Consider the following 21,846-nt stretch of genomic DNA (forward strand, 5'->3'; position numbering starts at 1 on the left):
GTCAGGTAGGAAAGCGCCACCCCGCCCCGGCAACCGGCCCTCATTCCCCAGGGTGTCGACCGGAGGCCGGGACGGGGCAGCGTACGCACATCGTCGGCACACGAAGGGGTCTGTCTCGCCCATGTACACAGCATCGTCCTCCGTGTCCGCCCCGCCCCGGCCGCAGCAGCGCACCGTCCCGGCCGGCGGCGGCCCGTATCTGGATCCTTCCCAGGCGGGTCGGACCCGGCGCTGGGCGGGGGCGGTGGCCGGACCGCTCAGCGGGAGAATCGACTTGTCCGGCACCCAGGGCGCTCAGTTGCGGAAGGTCATCGCTTCGGTGCACCGGATCTGTCCGGAGTTCAGTCCGGTGCAGGTGATGCGGCGCAGCGGCCGCTCGGTCCTGATCGTCGGGACCACCGGACGCGCCACCGCGGTCGCCAAGTGTTTACTGGACCACTCCCCCGCGTGGGTCGAGCGGTTCCGCCATGAGATCGCGGCCTACCGCGCCTTCGTGCGCCACCGTCCCCCGGTCCGGGCGCCGCGGCTGATCGCCGCCGATCCGGACAACTGCGCGCTGGTGATCGAGCGGATGCCCGGCCGGGCCGCGGCCCTCACCCGGCACCCGCGGGAGGCTCCGCCGCGCGCCGATCTGCGGGCCGCGCTCGGCGCGGTCACCCGGCTCAACACCTGGCGGCCACCGGCCGGGACGTTCGACGCCCCGCTCGACTACGGCCCCCGGATCTCCCGCTACCACGAACTGGGCCTGTTCACCGACCGGGACCGCGACGACCTGCAGAAACTGCTGCACGGCCTGGCACACGCGGGCGGGCGGCAGGGCATGGGGCAGTTCTGCCACGGTGACGCGCTGCTGTCCAACATCCTGCTCTCCCCGGCCGGTCCCGTACTGGTCGACTGGGAGCACGCGGGCTGGTATCTGCCGGGATACGACCTGGCGACACTGTGGGCGGTGCTGGGCGACGCCCCCGCGGCCAGGCGTCACATCAGCCAGCTCGCCCAGCGCGAGGGTCCGGCGGCGCGGGACGCGTTCCTGGTGAACCTGATGCTGGTGCTGACGCGGGAGATCCGTACCTACGAGACGGCCGTGCAGCGGACGATACGAGAGGCGCCACCCGCCGGTTCGGCCCCGGCCGCCCCGGGCGCGGTGTCCACCGGCGAGGAACAGCGGCTGCTGCTGCGGCGGCTGCACGACGACTGCGCACTGGCACGGCGGGCCGTGCGCGCTGCGGTCGGCACGCGCTGACCGGCTCGAGGGGGAAGCGGGGGGGGGGGGGGGGGGGGGGGGGGGGTGGTGGGGGGGTTCCCCCCCCCCCCCCCCCCCCCCCCCCCCCCCCGCTGTCGTACGGCCCGGCGCGCCGGACGCGCGGTGGCGGCTCGGGCCCGCCTTTCACCCCTGCCGCGGGGATGCGCAACTCGGTCCGGACCCGCTCGGCCGTTCGAAGCCGGCCGTCCGGACTGTCGGTTCGTCCACCTATAGGGTCGGCGGCATGGCACTGCGGCTCTTCGAGGTGAACGTCAAAGCCGGGGACGATTCGGCGCTGGGCAGGTTCTGGGCGGAGGCGCTCGGCTGGGGTGTCGTCGGCGAGGGGCCCGGTGCGACCAGCGTCAGGCCGGTGGATTCCGCCTGGCCGGACCCCGCCGCCGTCCGCATCGACATCATCGCCGTTCCGGACCCCGCAACGGTGAAGGGCCGCGCGCACATCGAACTCGCCACCACTTCCGCCGTCCATCGCACGGAGTTGGTCGCGCGCCTGAAGGAACTCGGCGCGACGCCCGCAGAGGTGGGCCGGGGCGAGCTCTCGCGGACGGTTCTGGCCGACCCTGAGGGCAATGTGTTCTGCGTGCGGGCGCCCCGGGAGACCCACCGGGACACCGGGCCGATCGCCGCGGTGGTCGTCGACTGCGCGGATCCGCGGGCGATGGCCCGGTTCTGGGCCGAGGCGATCGGCTGGACCCCGCACGAGGTGACCGGTGATCATGCGCTGCTGCGCTCCGCCGAGGGGGTGGGCCCGTATCTGGAGTTCGTCCGCACGCCGCACCTGAAGCACGTGCGGCACCGCGCCCACCTCGACCTGGCGCCCTGCCCCTTCGACGCCGATCGTCAGGCGGCGGAGGTGGCCAGGCTCAAGGCCCTCGGCGCGACGCCCGCCGAAGTGGGCCGGGGCGACTTCCCGTGGACGGTTCTGCTCGACCCGGAAGGCAACGAGTTCTGCGTCCTCGGCCCGGCCTGACGCGGAGCCTCCCCGCCCGCCGCTACGGTTCCACTGATTTTCGGCCACACCCCTACCGGTGATGGCTGGTTCGGGTGCATGCTGAGGGCCGCGGCGCTCGTACCCCCGACGGGTCGCCGTTTCGGCTCCGCCCCGCGTCGCCGCGTGGGCGGAGCCGCGCCGCCTCCCGGCTCCCCACGGGAGGCCAGGCGCGTGCCCGAGCGACTGGAGGCCCGATGCCCGACGATCACCACGCCCGGTCCCTGCCCCCCTCCGACGCGACCCCCCGTACCCCTCTGGGTGCGGCGACCGAGTTGTCCCTGGCCGACGAGGAACTGCTCAAGAGGTATCCCGCCGTTCGTGGAGTGGCCGAACGGTGGATGGCGCTCCGGCGGGAAGCGGGGACCCCCGGCTGACCGCGCCGCGGCCGGGTGGGGCCGGGTCCCCGTGCGCGGGGGTCAGCGGTGCCGGATCACCAGCGGTGGGCTGCACGCCGCGACGGGCAGCTCCGGCGAGGTGACCAGGACGCGGTACGGTCCCGTCGGCAGCTCGGGCACCACGACGGAGGTGCCCGGGGCACGCGGGTCGACGTGTGCGGCCGGCGGCGCCGCCCTGGCCCAGCCCTCGTTCGCGCGCCGCTCGAGGAGCACGTCGCAGGGGTGCCACAGGGCGCCCGTGTACTGCCAGGTGATGCGGTGCCGCTCCACGCGGGTCCACCGGGTCCCTTCCGAGGGGTCGCGGAAGTGCAGCGACTCGGGAGGTGACGCAGGCGTGGCGCGCCACGGGCGGAACAGGTCGGGCGCGTACGGGAGCCGGGCCCTGGTACGGGCCCTCCACGTCCCGGAGGGCTGGTGCGCCGACCGGTGCGCGCGGGCTGTCGTACGCGCGGCCGCGCGGGTGGCTTCAGGAATGGCCTCATCAGCGGTCCTCCTCTCCCGGCTGTCCGGACGTGACCGGCGCGGTCGGCCGCTGCCGTCGGTGTTGCCGGTGGCGGGCGGGGGCAAGCCCGCCGAACGGCCCGTCCGTTCGGGACTTCCGGCCCGGCCGCACCCGGCCGTCCGCCCCGAACCGGAACGGTGGCCACCGCGTGCGTTTACCGCCTCCGGGCCGGGCAAACCGGTGTGATGTCCCGCCGCGTGGCGGAACGTGCGGAAAGCTACGGGAGGTCGAGAATGGGAATCATCGCGTGGATCATCATCGGGCTGCTGGCCGGTGCGATCGCCAAGGCGCTGATGCCGGGACGTGACCCGGGCGGCATTCTGGTGACCATGCTGATCGGCATCGTGGGCGGTCTGCTGGGCGGCTGGCTGGGCAAGGTCATCTTCGGCGTCGATTCCATCGACGGCTTCTTCGACCTGTCGACCTGGATAGCCGCGATCATCGGTTCCGTGATCGTTCTCGCCCTGTACCGGGTCATCGCCGGCCGGGGGCACCGGGGCCACGGGGTGCACGCCTGACCCCGTCCGGACCGCGCCTCCCGGGCCGCGAGCCCCTGAGAGGCACAGAAGGCACGAGGAGAGAGGGCGCCACCATGCACCTTCCCGGCGGAAGACACGTTCCGGCCGCCGGAGCGGCTGCCGGAACCGGGACCGTGGCGCCCTCATGACCCGGTCGCACACCGCCGACGTGGCGTCGCTGAAGGCGTACATCGAACGCGAGATCGCGACGCTGCGGGCGGAGGTGCGCCGCCGGGCCGAGACGGCGGGGGTGGCGAAGCCCTCGCCCGGCCGGTCCACCGGCGAGACGGGGAAGCCGACGCCGGAGGCCGGCGACGATCGGACGGGCCGGTGCCCGTGCGGGCAGGGATTCGGTTCTCCGCACACGTGTGTGGACGGGGACGAGCGGCACGACCCGTGGAAGTGTCTGTGCGCGACGCTGCCCGCCATTCCGGTGTCGGCCGCGCTGTTGTCCCCGGTGCGGGACGACTCCGGTGAGGTCACCGACTTCGTCATCCGCGCCGGCAATCACATCCGCTCCGCCGAATGGCTGGTCTCGCCCGACCAGCAGGTCGGCCAGCGGTTCTTCACCGAGGCGCGCCCCGGGACGGCGGCCGGCGGGCTGCCGGCCGCGCTCAAGGACGTCCTGGCGAACGGGGTGGCCCTCAACGGCCTGGTCGTGGACGACACCGAGGAACGGTACGGCAGGCTGCGCCGCGTCCAACTGGTGCACTACGCGTCCTCGTGCGGCGACCAGGTGCTGACCACCTGGCGTCCGGTGCGCAGCCAGGCGGAACTTCTCACCATCGACGCACAGCATCTGGCCTCCATGGGGTGGGGGCGCTGGGACCTGCTGTCCGGGTTGGTGACGTGGTCGGAGGGGTTGCAGCGGATCTTCCGTACGGACCCGGCGCTGCCGTGGTCGCTGCTGGAGCTGTGCGACGCGCTGGTGGCGGCGGACGTGGGACCGTTCGGCGAGTTCGTCGCGTCGGTGCTGGCCGGTGAGGAGCCGGCGTGGACCCGGATCCGGTTCCTGGTCCTGGGCGAGGTCCGGACGGTCGACCTGCTGGGCCGGCCGGTGGCGGGCACGGACGGCCGGCCGTGGGCGTTGCAGATCGTGGCCCGTGACCTCACTCCCCAGATGCGCAGCCGCCGCAGGCTGGTGGAGAAGCAGGTGGAGACCGAGCAGCTGCGGCAGCAGGCCGCGGCCGAGCGGCACGTCGCCTCGGCGCTGCGGGAGGCGCTGCTGCCCACGTACTCGGAGGGGCTGGCGGAGCTGGGGCTGGACGTGGCGGCCGCCTACCTGCCCGCCGAGCCGGACGCGGCGGTGGGCGGCGACTGGTACAAGTGCCGGCCGCTGGCGGACGGCCGGGCGCTCATCGCGATCGGGGACGCCAGCGGGCACGGCCTGGAGGCGGTCGCCCGGATGGCCCAGCAGCGCCACGCGACGGCGGGGCTCGCCCAGACGGGGGCGTGTGCGGGGGACGTCACCACGTGACTGAACGAGCTGGTGTGCAGCGACCCCTCGTCGGCGACGGCCACGATGTCGGTCGGCCACGTCGGCGCCGACCGGGTCTTCCGTTGGACGTGCGCGGGACACCCGGCGCCGTTGCTGCTGCGCGAGGGGCGTGCGTACACGCTGCCGATCGAGCACCGGGGGCCGCTGCTGGGGGTGCTGCCGGGGCACCGGTACGAGACGGCGGAGTTCCAGCTGGAGCGGGGCGACGTGCTGCTGCTGTACACCGACGGGGTGGTCGAGCGCCGCGGGCAGGACATCACCGAGGGCATCGCGGCGCTGACGGGGCTTCTGGCGGCGAGCAGTGGGCTGCCACCGCGGCGGATCGTCGACCGGCTCACGGAGGAGTACGAACGCGGCACCCATGACGACGACGCATGTCTGCTCGCCGTCCAGGTGGACTGAGAACCGCCCGCCTTCGCGCGCGGCGTCATTGGTGCAGGCCGGTGACGTACCGCAGGCGGGCGTCCCGTCGGAGTGAAACCTCCGCCCCGCCCTTTCGGGGCGGGGATTTCCTTGTGTGCGGGCCTGATTGACGGACGGTCCGGCAGCCGCTACGCCTGTACGGGTCGCCGCACTCCGTCCATCCCTGGAGGCCCCGTGCCCCGCTCGGCTCAACGACACGTACGCCACGCAGGGCACGCTCGGACAGCGGGAGCGGCGGTGGTGTCCGTCGCTCTGCTGCTGCCGCTGGTCTCGGCGGCTCCGTCCGCGACGGCCGGCCGGCCGCCCGGATCCGGGGACCTGCAACGCGACTTCGCGGCGGCCGCCACCGAGTACGGGGTGCCGGGGAGCGTGCTGCTCGCGGTGTCGTACCTGCAGTCCCGCTGGGACGGTCACGGTGGCGCGCCCAGCGTCACCGGGGGGTACGGTCCCATGCACCTCACCGACGCGCGGACCGCGCTCGCGTCCGCGCCGCACCACTCGCACGGGGCGGAGGACCCGCGCGGGGACACCTCGCGTCCCGCGAAGCGGGTGGCGGACGCCGGGGTGCCCGCGCCGTCCGCGCTGCCCGCCCGGTCGCGGACCCTGGAACGGGCGGCCCGGCTCTCGGGCATCTCCCCCGAGCGGTTGCGCACCGGAACCGCCGCGAACATCCGCGGCGGCGCGGCCCTGCTGGCGGCCGCTCAGCGGGAACTCGGCCACGCGGCGAGCGCCGACCCCGGCGACTGGTACGGCGCGGTGGCCCGCTACTCGGGCGCCGACGACACGGCGACCGCCACGACGTACGCGAACGACGTGTTCGACGTCATCCGTTCGGGTGAGCGGCGGGTGACGGACAGCGGGCAGGTGGTGGCCCTGCCGGCGGACCCCGGTGTCGTCCCGGAGACCTGGCAGGCCGCCGGGCTGGGGCTGCGGACGGCCTTGTCGGAGGGGACCGAGTGTCCGGGGACGGTGGCCTGCGAATGGGTCCCGGCGCCGTACGAGGAGTTCGGCGAGGGCGACTACGGCAACCACGACAAGGCGGCGCGGCCCGCGTCCCAGTCGGTCGACTACATCGTCGTCCACGACACCGAGGCGACCTGGGACGTCACGCTGAGGCTGGTGCAGGACCCGGAGTACGTGTCGTGGCACTACTCGCTCCGGTCGTCCGACGGGCACATCGCCCAGCACGTACCGCTGAAGGACGTCGGCTGGCACGCGGGCAACTGGTACGTCAACGCCAAGTCTGTGGGGCTGGAGCACGAGGGCTTCCTGGTGGCGCCGGACGCCTGGTACACGGAGGCGATGTACCGCACGTCCGCACGGCTGGTGCGGTACCTGGCGAAGAGGTACGGCGTCCCGCTGGACCGGCAGCACATTCTGGGCCATGACAACGTGCCCGGCCCGACCGCCGCCTCGGTCCGCGGCATGCACACCGACCCGGGGCCGTACTGGGACTGGGCGCACTACTTCGAGCTGCTGGGGCGGCCGTTCGCACCGAGCGCCGGGCCGCACGCCGCCGTCGTGACGATCCGCCCCCGGTACGGCGCCCACCGGCCGCTCTACACGGGCTGCGCGAAGCCCGGCGAGGCCTGCCCGCCCCACGGCAGCGGCGCCGTCCGGCTGCACACGGAGCCCGGCGAGGACGCGCCCCTGGTGAAGGACCCCGGGCTCCGGCCGGACGGCGGGGACTCGACCACGGGTGTCAACGACACCGGCGCGCGGGCGTCCACGGGCCAGAGGTACGCGGTGGCGGAGCGACGCGGGGAGTGGACGGCAATCTGGTACCTGGGCCGGAAGGGCTGGTTCCACGACCCGAGCGCCCAGCCGGTGGCCGTGGGCGCGCGCGGCTGGGTGCTGACCCCGAGGGAGGGGCTCGCGGACATCCCGGTCTACGGGCGGGCCTACCCCGAGGCGTCCGCCTACCCGGCGGGGGTGCCGGTGCAGGCGGTGTCGCCGTTGCCGTACAGGCTCCCGGCCGGCCAGCGGTACGTGGTGGGCGGCCGGGTGCCGGGTGAGTACTACTACGCCCCGTCCTTCGACACGTCGGGGCACCGGGTGGTGCGGGGGCAGGAGACGTACTACGAGATCCAGTTCGGGCACCGGGTGGCCTTCGTGAAGGCGTCGGACGTCGTCGTTTCCCGTGTGTGAGGGGCGGCGACATCCGCCCCGTTGGCGTTCATATGACTAATACGCCGAGTGGCGTGGACGGTGACGGCGAAGGGTAGGGGGCCGCGGTACGTCCGCCCTTCACCGAAAGGCCCCGCGCGCATGGCACAGCCCTTCGTCCTGCCGGACTTCTACCTGCCGTATCCGGCACGCCTCAATCCCCATGTGGAGGCGGCCCGTTCCCACACCAGGACGTGGGCGCGCCGGATGGGGATGCTGGAGGGATCGGGGATCTGGGACCAGCAGGACCTCGACTCCCACGACTACGCCCTGCTGTGCGCGTACACCCACCCCGACTGTGACTCCGACGCCCTCTCCCTGGTCACCGACTGGTACGTCTGGGTGTTCTTCTTCGACGACCACTTCCTGGAGGTCTTCAAGCGCACCCAGGACCTCGCCGGCGGCAAGGCGTATCTGGAGCGGCTGCCGGCCTTCATGCCGCTGGACCTCTCCCAGGGGATGCCCGAGCCGGTGAACCCGGTGGAGGCGGGGCTCGCCGACCTGTGGAAGCGGACCGTGTCGAGCATGTCGCAGGCGTGGCGGTCCCGGTTCGCCGAGGCGACCGAGCACCTGCTCAACGAGTCCCTCTGGGAGCTCGCGAACATCAACGAGGGGCGGATCGCCAACCCCGTCGAGTACATCGAGATGCGCCGCAAGGTGGGCGGCGCGCCGTGGTCCGCCGGGCTGGTGGAGTACGCGGCCGGCGCCGAGGTGCCGGAGTCGGTGGCCGGCTCCCGGCCGCTGCGGGTCCTGCGGGACGCCTTCTCCGACGCGGTGCACCTGCGCAACGACCTCTTCTCGTACCAGCGCGAGGTGGAGGACGAGGGCGAGAACAGCAACGGCGTCCTGGTGCTGGAGAAGTTCCTGGAATGCACCACCCAGGAGGCCGCCGAGGCCGTCAACGACCTGCTGACCTCCCGGCTCCAGCAGTTCGAGAACACCGCCCTCACCGAGGTCCCCCGGCTGTGCCTGGAGCAGGGCCTGAACGCCGAGGAGTGCGCCGCGATCGCCGCGTACACCAAGGGGCTCCAGGACTGGCAGTCCGGCGGTCACGAGTGGCACCTGCGCTCAAGCCGGTACATGAACGAGCAGGCCGGCACCGGGCCGTCGCTCTTCAGCGGTGTGCTCGGCACCTCGGCGCTCGACATCACCACCCTGTTCGGCCGCCCCGCCGCCGCACGGGCGCGCAGCCTCACCCATGTGCCGCACCGGCACGTCGGCCCCTCGCTGCTGCCCGACTTCGACCTGCCGTACCCTCTGACGCTCAGCCCCCACCTGGACGACGCGCGGGCCAAGTCCCTGGCGTGGGCCGGCCGGATGGGCCTGCTCGACGACATCTGGGACGAGCGCATGATGGCCGGCTTCGACCTCGCGCTGTGCGGCGCCGGGCTCGACCCGGACGCCACCGCCGAGGAGCTGGAGCTCAGCGCCGAGTGGCTCACCTGGGGGACCTACGGCGACGACTACTACCCCCTGGTCTTCGGACGGCCGCGCGACCTCGCCGGGGCCAAGCTGTGCAACGAGCGGCTCATGGCGTGCATGCCCGTCGAGGCCCCGGAGGCCGGGGCCGCCGGGGCGGTCAGCCCGATGGAGCGGTCGCTGGCCGACCTGTGGGCGCGTACCGCGGGGCCGATGGACCCGGGGTCGCGGGCGTCCCTGCGCAAGGCGCTGGACGACATGCTGGAGAGCTGGTTGTGGGAGCTGCACAACCAGGCGCAGCACCGTGTGCCCGACCCCGTGGACTACGTGGAGATGCGGCGGCTGACCTTCGGCTCGGACCTGACGATGAGCCTGGGGCGGCTGCGCCACCAGCACCATCTGCCGCAGGAGTTGCTGCGGAGCGGGACGGTGCGCGGCATGGAGAACTCCGTGGCGGACTACGCCACCATGCTCAACGACCTCTTCTCGTACCAGAAGGAGATCGAGGTCGAGGGCGAGGTGCACAACGGGGTGCTGGTCGTGCAGTCCTTCTTCGGCTGCGACTACCCGACCGGAGTGAGGATCATCGACGATTTGATGCGCGGCCGGCTGCGTCAGTTCGAGCACGCGAAGAAGCACGAACTGCCGGTCCTCAGTGAGCAGTTCGAGCTGGACCGGGAGGGCAGGGCCGCCCTCGCCGCGTATGTGCGGGAGCTGGAGGACTGGCTCGCCGGGATCCTCCACTGGCACCGGGAGGTCCGCCGCTACCGGGACGAGGACGTCCGCTCCGGCGCGGGGACGGCCCGGCTGCGGGCCGGCGCGGTCGTCCCGCCGGGCAGGGCCGCCCCGCACGGGGCGGTGGCGGCACCGGGTGCGCGGCCGGCGGGTGTGGGGCTGCCCGCCGGGCCGACCGGGCTGGGCACCTCGGCGGCCCGGCCCCTGAGGCTGTTCACCCCGTAGCCGGCGGGGCCGGGGGCCGCCGGCGGGTCGGGCGGGGCCGTCGGCGGGCCGGCGGTCAGGACGGACGGATGCCGCGGAGCTGGTCCAGTTCGCGGCGTTCCCGCTTGGTGGGTCGGCCCGCCCCGCGGTCCCGTACGCCCGCCAGGGCGACGTGCTCGCGGGGCGGCGGGGGCGGGCTGTTGTCGAGGTACGCCTCGGCGGCCACGGGGGCGCCGACGCGCTTGGTGAGCACCTGCTGGACCTTCACGACGCGCTCGCGGCCGGCGTGGAACAGTCGGACCTCGTCGCCGGGCTTCACGGGCTGGGCGGGCTTGGCACGCTCGCCGTTGACGCGGACGTGGCCGGCCCGGCAGGCGGTGGCGGCCTGCGAGCGCGTCTTGGTGAGTCGTACGGCCCAGATCCAGCTGTCGACCCGCGCGGTCGGGTTCCCCTCGTGCGTTGCCATGGTCCCGACTCTAATCCGCGCGGGCGGACGTGCGGCAACGCTTTTCCGGTACGTCCGGACCGGCTCTCGTCGCCGCGTGCGCCCGCTGTCCCCGGCGGCGGGCGGGGCAGGCGACGGGCAGGTCTCAGTCCTGCTGGAAGAGCTCCGCCGGCAGCGGCTTGAGCAGCGCGTACAGGTCGTCGGTGATGGGGCGGTCCCAGCTGGCGATGGTGACCAGCACGTTGTCGCTGCGGTCGAACTGCACGCAGGAGATCCGGCTCTCGGAGAGCTTGAGGCGGCGCACGATGAGCAGGTTGTCGCCCTGCATGACCGGAACGTCCTCCGTCTCGACGACCTCGACCGGCTCGTCGTTCTCCAGTGCCGCGAGGAGCTGGGCGACCTCGAAGGGGATCTGGCCCTCCGCGAGCTCCCGCGCCGGGGAGCCCTCGGGGAGGTTACCGATGATCATCGCGGGGCCGCGGCCGCCGAACAGGTCGTAACGCAGGAAGACGCCCTGGCAGGTGCCGTCGGGGGCGGGGAGCAGACCGGCGCCGAGATTGCCGGGCCAGTCGCCCGGGTCCATGGCCAGGACGTCGAAGTCCGGGCCCGCGGGTGTGGCGGCGCTGCGGCGGCGGAGGAAGGACATGCCGCCATGGTACGTGCCCGGGAGCCGCCGTCGGCGCCCGGGCCCGCGCGCCCCGGCCGGGCCTCTCCCCCGCCCCACGGCCCCGTGAAGGCCGGGGGTTCACCGCTTCGGGCGATGCACCGGGAGCGGCGGACACGGCGCCGCCGACGCGGCGGCGGCGGGGCCGCGGGGCCGGTCAGGCGGCCTGTTCGGCCAGGTGGCGCAGAGCGGTGAGCGCCTCGCCCGCCCGGGCGTACTCGACGAAGAGGTGGTCGTGGTGGAAGCCGGCGACGACGTTGCAGCTCAGTCCGGCGTCGGCGAGTCGCCGGGAGACGGCGGCGGTGAGGCCGACGGCGTCGAGCGAGGAGTGGACGCGCAGGGTGATCCATCCGGCCACGTAGTCGTAAGGGAGCGAGGCCGCGTCCGCCTCCCGCTGCGGCACCACGAGGGTGAGGCCCTCCGATTCGGCGACCATGACGACGGGGTGCAGTCCGGGCGGAACGGCGGGACCGTCGACGGTCACGAACACGAAGTGTCCGGGATTCAGCTCGGGCCGCATACCGGCGACCAGCCGGGTCAGATCACGCTCTGCGCTCATGGCCCCAGCCTAGGTCGTGTCCGTGCGGTCCCGCCTGGCCCGCGACACCCCGACACTCCCCAGGCCGGACACCCGGCGTCGGGCACGGCGCACGGCGTGGCGCCCGGCCCGCCGCACGGCGCGGCGCGAGCCCCGGCGCCGGTACTACCGGTTGAGCTGTGGGCGCGCTGGCGGCGGGGGGAGGTACGTGGCCGGCGACGACATCAGGGCGTTCGCCGCGTCCTGGGCGCGGGCCCGCCAGCCGCTGCACCGGAGAGGAAGGCGCGCCACTCGGCAGGGGTGAAGATCGGCGACGGGCTTCCCGGACGGCCGCCGTTGCGCATCGCGATGAGTCCCTCGACGAAGGCGATCCGGAGGCCCCCTGACCTGTGCCGCTATCCGGCATCATCAGGGAGGGGTAATACTCTCCGCATGAGTTCGCATATGACAGGGCGCGGCGCCGCCGGCCGGCCGGACGGGCAGCCGGTACGGATCAGGCGGGCGACTGCCCGGGATGCGAAGCGGCTGACCTCGTTGGTTCGGAACTCGCGCGCGTACGAGGGTCACTACGCGTCCATGGTGGCGGGGTACCGGGTGGGCCCGGACTACATCGAGGCCCATGAGGTCCATCTCGCTGTCGGCGGGGACGATCGGGTGCTGGGTTTCTACGCGCTCGTCCTGTCACCGCCGGAGCTGGACCTCATGTTCGTCGCCGACGCCGCGCAGGGCCTCGGCGTCGGCCGCCGGCTCGTCGGGCACATGACGGAGCGCGCGCGGGCGGCGGGGGCGAGCGCCGTGCGGGTCGTCTCCCATCCGCCCGCCGAGGGCTTCTACCGCAGCGTGGGCGCGCGGCGGGTCGGCACGGTGAGCGCCAACCCGCCGGCCGTGATGTGGGACCGCCCGGAGCTGGTCATCACGGTCACCGCCTAGGGAGGGCCCGGAAAGCGTCGGCGTCCGCCCGAAGGGCGCCGCGGGCCGGGCGAGGCAGGGGCACGACCCAGGCGGGCTCCCCCTCCCGATGGAGAAAGTGACCGCGCACCCCTTGCGGTCGTGGCGTCGGGTTGGATTACTGATCCCGGGCGATCGACCGAATGATCGGTCGTCCGGTTCGGTGGACGCAGGGGAGAACGGGAGTGCGGCGGATGACGGATTACCTCGACGCCGGGGAACGGTTGGGCCGTGACGAGCTGGCCGCGCTCCAGCTGGAGCGGCTGCGGGCCACCCTGCACCACGCGTACGAGAACGTGGGGTTCTACCGGCGGGCCTTCGACGAGGCCGGGTTGCGTCCGGAGGACTGCCGTACGCTCGCCGATCTCGCCCGCTTCCCGTTCACCGTCAAGGCGGACCTGCGGGACAACTACCCCTTCGGGATGTTCGCGGTCGAACGGTCACGGGTACGGCGGGTGCACGCGTCCAGCGGGACGACCGGGCTGCCGACCGTCGTCGGGTACACCGACCGCGACCTGGACACCTGGGCCGACGTGGTCGCGCGTTCGATCCGCGCGGCCGGTGGCCGGCCCGGGCACACGGTGCACGTGGCGTACGGGTACGGGCTGTTCACGGGCGGTCTCGGGGCGCACTACGGCGCCGAGCGGCTCGGTTGCACCGTCGTACCGGCCTCCGGGGGGATGACGGCGCGGCAGGTGCGGCTGATCCAGGACTTCCGGCCCGAGATCATCATGGTGACGCCGTCGTACATGCTGACGCTGCTGGACGAGTTCGAGCGGCAGGGCGTCGATCCCCGGTCCACCTCGCTGAAGGTGGGCATCTTCGGTGCGGAGCCCTGGACGGAGGAGATGCGGCGGGAGATCGAGGAGCGGTTCGCCATCGACGCCGTCGACATATACGGCCTGTCGGAGGTGATGGGTCCGGGCGTCGCCCAGGAGTGCGTCGAGACCAAGGACGGCCTCCACATCTGGGAGGACCACTTCTACCCGGAGGTGGTGGACCCGTTCACGGGCGAGGTGCTGCCCGAGGGCGAGCGGGGCGAGCTGGTGTTCACCTCGCTCACCAGGGAGGCCATGCCGGTCGTCCGGTACCGGACACGCGACCTGACGCGGCTGCTGCCGGGGACGGCGCGGCCGGCGTTCCGGCGGATGGAGAAGGTCACGGGACGCAGCGACGACATGGTGATCCTGCGCGGCGTCAACCTCTTCCCCACGCAGATCGAGGAGGTCGTGCTCCGTACGCCGGGGCTCGCGCCGCACTTCCAGCTGCGTCTCACCAGGGAGGGGCGCCTGGACGCCCTCACCGTGCGCGCGGAGGCCCGGCCGGACGCCACCCACGGGGAGCGCGCGGAGGCGGCGCGGGCGGTCGCCGCGGCCGTCAAGGACGGCATCGGGGTGTCCGTCGCGGTGGAGGTGGTCGACCCGGAGACGCTGGAGCGGTCGGTGGGGAAGATCAAGCGGATCGTGGACCTGCGCGGTACCTCGTAGGGCGGCATCGTCGAGCACGTGGCCCGCGGTGAGCAGGTGGGGAGCGGATCCGGCGTCGGCCGACCGGACGACGGGGCCGTCACGCGCCGGTGCATGATGGGCGCATGAACAGCCACGGGGGACGGCGGGAAGAGCCGACGAGTTACGAGTTGCCGCCGCCGGTTTCGGCGGCGCGGGAGCCGGAAGGGCCCGGGGAACGACCGCGACAGGCCGGGAAGGCGGTCGCGGCCGGGCCCGAGGCCGGGGCGGGACGTCTGGTCGGGGGCCGCTACCGGCTGCTGGAGCGGTTGGGGTCCGGCGGCATGGGCACCGTGTGGCGGGCCCGCGACGAGGTGGTGGACCGCGACGTCGCGGTCAAGGAGCCCCGGGTGCCGGAGCACTTCACCGCCGCGGAGCGCCACACCGCGTACCTGCGCATGCAGCGGGAGGCCCGCGCCGCGGCGCGCGTCGACCATCCGTCGGTGGTCGCCATCCACGACGTGGTGACCGAGGGCGACAGCCCGTGGATCGTGATGGAACTGCTGCGCGGGAAGTCCCTCGCCGAGGTGCTGGACGAGGGGACCGTGTCCCCTCGGGAGGCCGCCCGGATCGGGGTCGCGGTGCTCGGTGCGCTGACCGCCGCGCACGAGGCGGGGGTGCTGCACCGGGACGTGAAGCCCGGCAACGTGATGGTGGGCCGCCACGACCGGGTCGTGCTGACCGACTTCGGCATCGCGCAGATGGAGGGCGAGCAGCGGCTCACCGAGACCGGCGGCTTCGTGGGCTCGCCGGAGTACATCGCCCCCGAGCGGGTGCTCGGGCGCCGTCCCGGGCCGGAGTCCGACCTGTGGTCGCTCGGGGTGACCCTCTACCAGGCGGTCGAGGGCGTGTCGCCGTTCCGCCGGCAGACCACGCCGTCGACCCTCCAGGCCATCCTCCTGGCCGAGCTGCCCCCGCCGCAGCACTCGGCGGAACTGACGGCGGTCCTCACCGGCCTGCTGCGCAAGGAGCCGGAGAGCCGGCTCACCGCGCAGGCGGCGCTGCCGATGCTGCGCACCGCGGCCGCCCCTCTCCCCCGTCCGCCCGCCTCCGCCCCCGCACCGGCGGGCTCCGGGTACGACGGGCAGAACAAGGAGGTTGGCCCGGCGACGGCCCGGGCGGGCTCCCTCGGGCGCCGGCTGCTCGGACCGCTGCCCCTCGCCGCGGTCGCCGTCCTGCTGACGGCCCTGCTGGTCGCCCTGGTGTTCCCGTTCGGGGACGACGGCCCGCCGGACGGGTGGAAGCGGTACGAGGAGTACCGCATGCGGGTCACCGTGGCCGCCCCCGCCGACTGGACGATCACCACCGCGGACGACGTCGACAGTTCGGACGGCGTCTACCTCGGCACCCGCTACACCTCGCCCAAGGGCGACGCGTCGCTGCTCGTGGACAAGAAGGAGAAGACCACCGAGACCGCGATGGCGACGGCACAGCGCTGGAAGCAGGAGTACACGACGGCCACTCCGCCGACCGGAGGAACCGCCGCGGTCGCGTCCGTGCGGGCCACCACCGAGCAGGGCCGCGACGCCGCCGTCCTCACCGTGACGTACAGCAAGGACGAGGAAGGAGCCCCCCGGCGGCTTTCCAAGACCCTCGTGGTGATCAACTCCCGGCAGGAGCGCCTCACCCTCGGTGTCGACGTCCCGGCCGGGAAGTCTGCCGAGGCCACCGCCGAGGACCTGCTGGACAAGGCCCGCTCGCAGTACCGGATCAGCGACCAGTAGGCAGGTCGCACGGCCGCCGGGGTGCCCGTCAGCCGGTGCGGTCGGTCCGGGCGCTGCGGAAGGTTCTGCGGTACGCGTCCGGCGGCACGCCCACGCTTCGGTGGAAGTGGCGGCGCAGTGTGGTGGCGGTGCCCATCCCGGTGGCCGCGGCGATCGCGTCGACCGTGTCGTCGGTGGTCTCCAGCAGCTCCTGGGCCCGCTGGACGCGCTGGGTCAGCAGCCAGCGCAGCGGGGTGGTGCCGGTGACGGCGGTGAAGTGGCGGGCCAGGCTGCGGGAGCTCATGTTCGCCCGGCGGGCCAGCTGCTCCACGGTGAGCGGCTGGTCGAGGCGCCGCATCACCCAGGACAGCAGGTCGGCCAGGGAGCGGTCGCGCGGCTCGGGCAGCGGGGTGGCGACGAACTGGGCCTGGCCGCCCGCCCGGTGGGGTGGGACGACCAGCCGGCGGGCGACCTGGTTGGCCACCGCCGAGCCGTGGTCGAGGCGGACCAGGTGCAGGCACAGGTCCATGGCGGCGGCCTTGCCGGCGGAGGTGAGCACCCGGTCGTTGTCGACGTAGAGGACGTCCGCGTCGACCCGGACGCGGGGATACCTGGACGCCAGGGCCCCGGCGTGCACCCAGTGGGTGGTGGCGCGCCGCCCGTCCAGCAGGCCGGCGGCGGCCAGGACGAACGCGCCGGTGCACAGGGACGCCACCCGGGCGCCCGCCTCGTACGCGGCGCGCACGGCGTCGACCAGTTCGGAGGGCGGGTCCTCGTCGGGGTCGGGGCAGGCCGGGACGATCACCGTGTCGGCCCGCACGAGGTGGTCGAGCCCGTGGTCCGGTTCCAGGAGGAACCGGCCGCCGACCGGGACGGTGGCCGGGCCGCAGACGCGGAAGTCGTACCAGGGGTCGGCGAGGTCCGAGCGGTCGACGCCGAAGACGTCGCAGGCGGCGGCCAGTTCGAAGTGCGGGACACCGGCCGTGACGGCCAGGGCGACGGTCCTCATGCCGGGAAGTGTACGGGTGATGACCTTGCCGCCCATCAGGTGCTGGTTCCGGACCGGCGTGGTCGCGGAAGCAGGTGCCGCAGGACCCGCGGGAGAACTCCGGGTCCATGACTGTTCGCGGGAGACGTGATGCGCACAGCGATCCTCGGCGACCGGAGGATCACGGGACTGCCGGCCGCTGTGATCGCTGATCTCGTCGCCGAGGTGCGGCTCCTGCTCGCGGACTCAACACGTTCTGCTGCAATGCGCCGAATCTCGCTTGTCCGAAAGGCCGGATGGGCAACCATGCTCGTGTCAGCTCGTCGTACTGGGTGACTCGGGGGAGTGCGCACGGTGAATCGCCGCCCATGTTTGCTGCTGGCCGGCGCATGCGCCAATGCCCAGGCGTTCGTGCTGTTCGTGTTCCCGGCCGTGATCGCGCTCGTCCCGGGCGGTTACTCCGTGATCGTGGGCGATGTCGCCGGGCGTCCCGTCGGCGGGCATCTGCGGCTGTTCGGGTTGGACTTCGACGGCTTCATGGTGAAGGACTACGGGCGGCTCGACGGGTGGGTGCCGCAACTCGTCTTCGTGGCCCTGAGCGCGGTGCTGACGTACGCGGTGTTCCGGAGCGCGCCGGGTGTCCGGCCGCGCGTCCGTACGGCCCTGCATTTGCTCGGCGCGCTGCTGCTGGCGGCGGGAGTCGCGGAGCTGCTGGGGGCGGCGCTCGATCCGGAGTGGCAGGGGGCCACGCTGGGCGACGACGAGTGGCTCGCCAGGGCCGTCAGGCACCAGGTCGCGTCCGCGGCCGCGCAGTTCGCGCTGTGCGTCGTCGTCGTGTCGCTCATCACCTGGGGGGTCGTCTGGGCGCTCCGGAACTGGCCGCCGTTCCGGGCAGTCGTGGGGACGGCGGATGCCGCAGACGCTCCTGGTGACGGTGACGAGCGGGAGCGGCAGCCGCCCCCGGCCGCCGTCGTGCCGCACCAACGGCGGAACGTGGTCATCGCGGGGCTGATCCCGGTGGTGCTGCTGGCGGTCGCCGGGGGACCGCTGCTGCGGCACCGGGCCGTGCGGGTCCGGGACCCGTCCTCCATCGTGTTCGACCCCGAACTGCTGCGCGTGTACCGGCCTCCGGGCTGGGTGGAGGAGTGGAGCGGTGTTCTCTATCCCGCGCTGCGCATGCGTCCGCTCCATAGGGAGACCACCGCCGGGTGGGCCGCGACGCTCGGGGTGTGTCTCGTCATGCTCGCCGTACTCGCGTGGGCCCTCCGCACACCGGTCCACCGCGCACTGGCCGCACAGGGGGCCGGCAGGCGTCCACCGCACCTGTTCATGGAGTGCTGGTACGCGACGGTGCTCGCGGCCGTGGTCGCCGCGTTCGTGGAGAACGCGCTCCTGGCCCGATGGGCTCCGCGCTCTACCGGCGCAGAGGTCATCCGCCCCTTCGCCGCGGCCGTCGGCGAAGCCGTCCGGTTCGGCACGGCCTGGGGATGGGCCACGGGGGCGGCGGTCGTGGTCGCGGTCCTGCTGATCACGCGCGGCGGGCGCCGCGCAGAGAAGGGTGACTGAGCGCCATGCCGAGCAACCAGAACGGCCACAACGCCGCGAACAGACCCAACACTCCCAACAACCGAACACCGGACCGCAGGACGCGGCGGGGCGAGGCGCTCACCCGGCTGAGCCTCCGCAGGAGCGGCCGGACCTCTCCGGACCGCACTGCTCCTGGCCAGGTGCCTCCAGAGCCGGACGGCGGCTCCCGACTGCGCTACCTGAGAAGCCCCGCCACCTGGCTGGCCGGCATCCTGCTGGCCGTCGCGACCGTGACCTTTCAGGACACGCTGACCGGCGCGCTGAAGGCGATCCTGCCGCTCGACCGTTTGCCGGACCGGCTCTCCCCGCAGAACGCCATCGACGTGGTCGAGGTCAGCGACGTCAAGAACACCGGCCTGTACCTGGTGCGTGGCGACGTGGACGGCGCCCTCCTCGACGCGTTCAGCCCCGGTGAGCGGTCGCGGCGACGGGACGCGGACGTCGTCGACGTCGGGCACAGCAGATGGATGATCACGCTGCAAGGCCGCGCCGAGCAGCAGGTCCGTATCACCGACATCGTCCCGGAGGTGGAGGGCGGTACGTGCGCGGCACCGCTCGCCGGCGACCTCGTGAACAACCCCGGGCAGGGAGTCTCGGACGTCATCTCGCTCACACTGGCCATCGACGAGCCGGCACCCACGCTCAAGGTTCCCAAGGACCAGGAACAGTTGACCGGGAAGAAGCCGAAGGCCGGGCCGGACGAACCGTTTTTCACCGGTCCCGGGGCTCACCACATCACACTGGACAAGAACGAGAGCGAGGCGTTCGTCGTCGAGGCGACCGCCGACCGTGGCTACTGCCGCTGGCGTTACCGCGTCCACTACCAAGTGGGCGGAAGCCCGGCGGAGATGGTACTCAGCCGACCGGGTGGAAAGCCCTTCGAGCTGACCGGTCAGCTGGCCGGGGCAAGTCGCTACCGGTCCGTCTACCACATCGGTGTGTGTTCGGGTACGAGGAAGTGGCTCAAGATTACGGGGGAGGAGTACACGCGCGCCTTGCGCAAGGACAAGGATGCGCTCTGCCCCGGAGCCAAAGACCCCAGCGGATAACTCCCGTCCCTGCTCACCGTTTCCCCCGTCTCCCTACGTCCTGACGGCGCCAGGAGGCAGGAGCAGCACGGCGGCGGACTCCTGGTGACCGGGCTGTGGTGGTGAGGGCTCCGGGAGCCGCGTGATCGTGGCGAGGGTGTCGGGGACCCGGGTGCGCGGCCACCGGTACGCGGTGTCGCGGTCGTGCCGAGCGCCACTCGTTGATGGAACGCGACGAGTACGGCCGCCTGGTAGCTCACCGTAAGCGTGTCGTACCGCACAGCGACGGCTCCACTGTCGATACACGGCTAGCGGCCGGTTTCCGGGAGGGGGGACGGGGTGGGCTGGAGCCAGGGGGCCGGGCCGGTGCCGTCCGTCCAGGCGTCGAGGCCCGGCCGGTCGACGCAGAGGATGCCGCACTGGGCGGCGTACTGCGCGGCCGGCTCGGTGAACTCGCTGGTGGTCACGACGGCGGCGACATGGGCCTCGTGCACGGCGAAGCAGGTGCCGCCGAACCGCTGGACGTCCTGGGAGCCCACCTTGTTGTCCGGTCCGTACGCCTTGCACTGGATGACGACCCGCCGCCCGTCCGGCGCGGTCGCCACCACGTCCGCGCCCAGGTCCCCCGCGCCGCCGACGACCTCGACGTCCAGGCAGCCGTCCCGTACGCACAGGTCGGCGACGGCCTGCTCGAAGGCGTCCGCGTCCAGGGCCGCGTAGTCCACGTACACCACCGGCTGCGCGGGCGCGACGGCCGCGACGCGGCGCAGGCGGGCGGCGCGGACCAGGACCGAGGCCACCACCAGGGTGCCCGCCACGGCCAGCACGGCGGCGGGGAGGTCGGCGGAGTCGCCGACGGCGGCCCGTGCCATCACGCCCGCACCGCACAGGAAGATGGCGACCAGGCCGAAGCCGAGCGCGGTCTCCCGCAGGCTGAAGCCCGCGCGGCGGGCGGGACGGTCGGTGCGTGGCCTGCGGACGGGTATCGCCATCAGCGGGCTCCCTTCTCGTCTCTCGTACGCGGACGATCTTGCTCTGCCCGTATGCCCCGTCCGGGCGCTTCCGCACCCGCGTCCGGTTCGGGGACTGGTGTGCGGGGGCGCGGCGGATGCGTGGGGTTTCGGATCGGGGGCAGACGACGGTCATTCCGGTAAGAGAGGCAGGACGATGGTGCGCAGTGTGGGTGTCGAGGAGGAGCTCCTTCTGGTGGACAGCCGGAGCGGGGAACCGAGGGCCTTGTCGACGGCCGTACTGGCGGCCGCGGCGCGGGACCCCCGGAGCGACGAGGAGGTGTTCGAGAGCGAACTCCAGCGGCAGCAGTTGGAGTTCGCCACGAGCCCGCAGACCGTGATGGGCGAACTCGGGGACGAGATCCGTCGGTGCCGGGCGGAGGCCGCACGGCTCGCCGAGGGGCTGGACGCGTCGGTCGCCGCGCTGGCGACCTCGCCGCTGCCCGTCTCCCCCACCATCGGCACCGGTGAGCGCCACCAGTGGCTCAAGGAGCACTTCGGTCTCACCGCCCAGGAGCAGCTGACGTCCGGCTGCCACGTGCACGTGTCGGTGGAGTCGGACGAGGAGGGCGTCGCCGTCCTGGACCGCATCCGGCCGTGGCTGCCGGTGCTGCTGGCCATGAGCACCAATTCGCCGTTCTGGCAGGGTGAGGAGAGCGGGTACGCCAGTTACCGCAACCGGGTGTGGGGACGCTGGCCGTCGGCCGGCCCGGTGGAGATCTTCGGCTCCGCCGACCGCTACCACGAGCAGGTCGCCGACATGGTGGCGAGCGGGGTGCTGCGGGACGAGGGCATGATCTACTTCGACGCCCGGCTGTCCGCGTCGTACCCGACGGTGGAGATCCGGGTGGCGGACGTCTGTCTCGACGCGTCGACGACGGTGCTGCTGGCGACGCTGGCGCGCGCGCTGGTGGAGACGGCCGCGCGGCAGTGGCGGGACGGCGAGCCGCCCGCGCGGCACGGCGTGGCGCTGCTGCGGCTGGCCGCCTGGCGGGCGGCCCGGTCGGGGCTGGAGGACGAGCTGATCCATCCGGTGACCATGCGGCCCGCCCCGGCCGAGGCGGTGGTACGGGCGCTGTTCGACCACGTCAGGGACGCGCTGGACGACAGCGGTGATCTGCTGCCCGCGCAGGAAGCGCTCGCCGGACTGCTGAAGACGGGCACCGGCTCGCGGATCCAGCGGGACCTGCTGCGGCGGACGGGGAGCCTGCGCGAGGTGGTCGCCGAGTGCGTCCGCCTCACCCGGGGCTGACGGTCCGGGCGAGGGCGGGGCGGGCGGAGCCGACGGGAAGGGTCCTCCGGACGCGCTGTTGACAGC

Annotated in this window: 20 protein-coding genes and 1 pseudogene; 14 read left to right on the forward strand and 7 right to left on the reverse strand. The window is 73.3% G+C overall.

Annotated elements, in window-relative coordinates:
• The first annotated feature begins 121 nt into the window (after positions 1 to 121).
• The 3 genes from AC07DW_RS12315 to AC07DW_RS12325 all read left to right on the forward strand — a co-directional run bounded on the left by AC07DW_RS12315 (position 122) and on the right by AC07DW_RS12325 (position 2,626).
• On the forward strand, positions 122 to 1,243 hold the full coding sequence (locus AC07DW_RS12315; RefSeq protein ID WP_478857584.1) for an aminoglycoside phosphotransferase family protein: 1,122 nt from the start codon (positions 122 to 124) through the stop codon (positions 1,241 to 1,243).
• Between the two features lie 244 nt (positions 1,244 to 1,487).
• A complete protein-coding gene (locus AC07DW_RS12320; RefSeq protein WP_478857585.1) occupies positions 1,488 to 2,231 on the forward strand; it encodes a VOC family protein in 744 nt (247 codons plus the stop codon).
• Positions 2,232 to 2,446: 215 nt separating this feature from the next.
• A complete protein-coding gene (locus AC07DW_RS12325) occupies positions 2,447 to 2,626 on the forward strand; it encodes a hypothetical protein (protein ID WP_478857586.1) in 180 nt (59 codons plus the stop codon).
• 42 nt (positions 2,627 to 2,668) lie between these two features.
• On the opposite strand, the gene AC07DW_RS12330 is transcribed toward AC07DW_RS12325, so the two are convergent.
• Complete coding sequence (locus tag AC07DW_RS12330; RefSeq protein ID WP_478857587.1) at positions 2,669 to 2,917, reverse strand: hypothetical protein; 249 nt, start codon at positions 2,915 to 2,917, stop codon at positions 2,669 to 2,671.
• Between the two features lie 465 nt (positions 2,918 to 3,382).
• Here AC07DW_RS12330 and AC07DW_RS12335 point away from each other — a divergent pair, with 465 nt between their 5' ends.
• The 5 genes from AC07DW_RS12335 to AC07DW_RS12355 all read left to right on the forward strand — a co-directional run bounded on the left by AC07DW_RS12335 (position 3,383) and on the right by AC07DW_RS12355 (position 10,133).
• Complete coding sequence (locus AC07DW_RS12335; RefSeq protein ID WP_478857588.1) at positions 3,383 to 3,667, forward strand: GlsB/YeaQ/YmgE family stress response membrane protein; 285 nt, start codon at positions 3,383 to 3,385, stop codon at positions 3,665 to 3,667.
• A gap of 145 nt (positions 3,668 to 3,812) precedes the next feature.
• Positions 3,813 to 5,144 carry a PP2C family protein-serine/threonine phosphatase gene (locus tag AC07DW_RS12340; RefSeq protein WP_478857589.1) on the forward strand — a complete coding sequence of 444 codons (1,332 nt, stop codon included), beginning with the start codon at positions 3,813 to 3,815 and terminating at the stop codon, positions 5,142 to 5,144.
• A gap of 12 nt (positions 5,145 to 5,156) precedes the next feature.
• On the forward strand, positions 5,157 to 5,567 hold the full coding sequence (locus AC07DW_RS12345) for a PP2C family protein-serine/threonine phosphatase (RefSeq protein WP_478857590.1): 411 nt from the start codon (positions 5,157 to 5,159) through the stop codon (positions 5,565 to 5,567).
• A 258-nt stretch (positions 5,568 to 5,825) separates the two neighbouring features.
• Positions 5,826 to 7,736, forward strand: coding sequence for an N-acetylmuramoyl-L-alanine amidase (locus AC07DW_RS12350; RefSeq protein ID WP_478857591.1), 1,911 nt, complete (start codon positions 5,826 to 5,828; stop codon positions 7,734 to 7,736).
• Positions 7,737 to 7,856: 120 nt separating this feature from the next.
• Entirely contained in the window at positions 7,857 to 10,133 is a 2,277-nt protein-coding gene (locus tag AC07DW_RS12355) for a terpene synthase family protein (protein WP_478857592.1), read from the forward strand.
• 55 nt (positions 10,134 to 10,188) lie between these two features.
• Here the strand turns inward: AC07DW_RS12355 and AC07DW_RS12360 are convergent, their stop codons facing one another.
• From AC07DW_RS12360 to AC07DW_RS12375, 4 genes and pseudogenes are all read right to left on the reverse strand, one after another.
• On the reverse strand, positions 10,189 to 10,578 hold the full coding sequence (locus tag AC07DW_RS12360; RefSeq protein WP_478857593.1) for an RNA-binding S4 domain-containing protein: 390 nt from the start codon (positions 10,576 to 10,578) through the stop codon (positions 10,189 to 10,191).
• A 124-nt stretch (positions 10,579 to 10,702) separates the two neighbouring features.
• Positions 10,703 to 11,203 (reverse strand): hypothetical protein, encoded by a 501-nt coding sequence (locus tag AC07DW_RS12365; protein WP_478857594.1) that lies wholly within the window; start codon positions 11,201 to 11,203, stop codon positions 10,703 to 10,705.
• A 175-nt stretch (positions 11,204 to 11,378) separates the two neighbouring features.
• A complete protein-coding gene (locus tag AC07DW_RS12370; RefSeq protein ID WP_478857595.1) occupies positions 11,379 to 11,780 on the reverse strand; it encodes an ACT domain-containing protein in 402 nt (133 codons plus the stop codon).
• Positions 11,781 to 11,983: 203 nt separating this feature from the next.
• Positions 11,984 to 12,142 (reverse strand): annotated as a pseudogene (locus AC07DW_RS12375) (DUF397 domain-containing protein); the annotation flags it as partial.
• A 49-nt stretch (positions 12,143 to 12,191) separates the two neighbouring features.
• Here AC07DW_RS12375 and AC07DW_RS12380 point away from each other — a divergent pair.
• The 3 genes from AC07DW_RS12380 (at position 12,192) to AC07DW_RS12390 (ending at position 15,936) form a co-directional block, all read left to right on the forward strand.
• Complete coding sequence (locus tag AC07DW_RS12380) at positions 12,192 to 12,689, forward strand: GNAT family N-acetyltransferase (protein ID WP_478857596.1); 498 nt, start codon at positions 12,192 to 12,194, stop codon at positions 12,687 to 12,689.
• A gap of 212 nt (positions 12,690 to 12,901) precedes the next feature.
• Entirely contained in the window at positions 12,902 to 14,194 is a 1,293-nt protein-coding gene (gene paaK, locus AC07DW_RS12385; RefSeq protein WP_478857597.1) for a phenylacetate--CoA ligase PaaK, read from the forward strand.
• Positions 14,195 to 14,298: 104 nt separating this feature from the next.
• The gene (locus AC07DW_RS12390; RefSeq protein ID WP_478857598.1) at positions 14,299 to 15,936 is read left to right on the forward strand and encodes a serine/threonine-protein kinase; all 1,638 of its coding nucleotides are present in this window, start codon (positions 14,299 to 14,301) and stop codon (positions 15,934 to 15,936) included.
• Positions 15,937 to 15,964: 28 nt separating this feature from the next.
• Here AC07DW_RS12390 and AC07DW_RS12395 read toward each other — a convergent pair whose 3' ends face one another.
• A complete protein-coding gene (locus AC07DW_RS12395) occupies positions 15,965 to 16,924 on the reverse strand; it encodes a GlxA family transcriptional regulator (protein WP_478857599.1) in 960 nt (319 codons plus the stop codon).
• A gap of 333 nt (positions 16,925 to 17,257) precedes the next feature.
• Between AC07DW_RS12395 and AC07DW_RS12400 the strand changes: the two genes are divergently transcribed.
• Positions 17,258 to 18,469 (forward strand): hypothetical protein, encoded by a 1,212-nt coding sequence (locus tag AC07DW_RS12400; protein WP_478857600.1) that lies wholly within the window; start codon positions 17,258 to 17,260, stop codon positions 18,467 to 18,469.
• A 5-nt stretch (positions 18,470 to 18,474) separates the two neighbouring features.
• Entirely contained in the window at positions 18,475 to 19,539 is a 1,065-nt protein-coding gene (locus tag AC07DW_RS12405) for a hypothetical protein (protein WP_478857601.1), read from the forward strand.
• A 287-nt stretch (positions 19,540 to 19,826) separates the two neighbouring features.
• On the opposite strand, the gene AC07DW_RS12410 is transcribed toward AC07DW_RS12405, so the two are convergent.
• Positions 19,827 to 20,510, reverse strand: coding sequence for a restriction endonuclease (locus AC07DW_RS12410; protein ID WP_478857602.1), 684 nt, complete (start codon positions 20,508 to 20,510; stop codon positions 19,827 to 19,829).
• A 175-nt stretch (positions 20,511 to 20,685) separates the two neighbouring features.
• Here AC07DW_RS12410 and AC07DW_RS12415 point away from each other — a divergent pair, with 175 nt between their 5' ends.
• Positions 20,686 to 21,780 carry a glutamate--cysteine ligase 2 gene (locus AC07DW_RS12415; RefSeq protein WP_478857603.1) on the forward strand — a complete coding sequence of 365 codons (1,095 nt, stop codon included), beginning with the start codon at positions 20,686 to 20,688 and terminating at the stop codon, positions 21,778 to 21,780.
• Positions 21,781 to 21,846 lie beyond the last annotated feature (66 nt).

The organism is Streptomyces sp. NPDC045701, from assembly GCF_056432045.1.